Raw genomic sequence first — 1,316 nt, 5'->3', positions numbered from 1 at the left:
AGCCCCACCTGCTCATCCTCCTCGACGGCGCGTCCGTCCCGCAGACCTCCGCGCTCGCCGCCCCCGAGGGCTTCCAGGGCGTCACCGTCATCGAGGTCGTCTCCGGCGAACTGCGCGAGCCGCGCGGCGGACTGTCCGTCGTCGCCCGCCCCGGCGAGCTGCGCCTGGAGTCCGGCCAGGGCCACGTCTACGAAGGCACCCCCGACACCCTCGACCTCGAATCCGCCGAAGCCCTCGGCCGCCTCCTCGCCCCCATCCGCACCCCAAGCGGCGGAGACGACGACGAACCCCTGCTGGCCAACCTGGAGTTCACCGACCTCCTCAACCTCGGCGACGCCGCCGCCATCGACGTCAGCCAGACCTGGCAGCCCCGCTCCCAGGCCGAACGGCTGCGCGTCCCCATCGGCGTCGGCGACCAGGGCCAGCCCATCATGCTCGACCTCAAGGAAGCCGCGCAGAACGGCATGGGCCCGCACGGCCTGTGCGTCGGCGCCACCGGCTCCGGCAAGTCCGAACTCCTCCGCACCCTCGTCCTCGGCCTCGCCGTCACCCACACCTCCGAGACGCTGAACTTCGTCCTCGCCGACTTCAAGGGCGGCGCCACCTTCACCGGCATGGCGACGATGCCGCACGTCTCCGCCGTCATCACCAACCTCGCCGACGACCTCACCCTCGTCGACCGCATGGGCGACTCCATCCGCGGCGAACTCAACCGCCGCCAGGAGATGCTGCGCGCCGCCGGCAACTACGCCAACATCCACGACTACGAGAAGGCCCGCGCCGCCGGCGCCGCCCAGGACCCCATCGCCTCCCTTGTCATCGTCATCGACGAGTTCAGCGAACTCCTGACGGCAAAGCCCGACTTCATCGAGATGTTCATCCAGATCGGCCGCATCGGCCGCTCCCTGGGCGTCCACCTCCTCCTCGCCTCCCAACGCCTGGAGGAAGGCAAGCTACGCGGCCTGGAGACCTACCTCTCCTACCGCATCGGCCTGCGCACCTTCTCGGCCTCCGAGTCCCGCACCGCGCTCGGCGTCCCCGACGCCTACCACCTCCCCACCGTGCCCGGCTCCGGCTACCTCAAGCACGGCACCGAGGAGATGGACCGCTTCAAGGCCGCCTACGTCTCCGGTGTCTACCGCGACGGCTCCACGACCCCGCAACTCGGCCCCACCCCCGTCCAACGCCGCGCCGCCCACTTCACCGCCGAACCCGTACCCGTCACCTACACCGAACCCGACCCCGAGGAACTCGCCGCCGCCCTCGCCGCCCAGGCCGACGCCGAGGACGACGCCCTCGCCGACACCGTCCTGGAC

General features: G+C 71.2%; 1 protein-coding gene. It reads left to right on the top strand.

Annotated features, from left to right (window positions below):
• Nucleotides 1–1,316: type VII secretion protein EccCa (gene eccCa, locus FNX44_RS26950; RefSeq protein ID WP_143651578.1), on the top strand; the 1,316-nt coding region annotated here is incomplete at both ends.

This window comes from Streptomyces alkaliterrae (assembly GCF_007097205.2).
Classification (GTDB): domain Bacteria; phylum Actinomycetota; class Actinomycetes; order Streptomycetales; family Streptomycetaceae; genus Streptomyces; species Streptomyces alkaliterrae.
The sequence above is the reverse complement of the archived record's forward strand: the minus strand, read 5'-3'. Positions and strand labels throughout refer to the sequence as shown.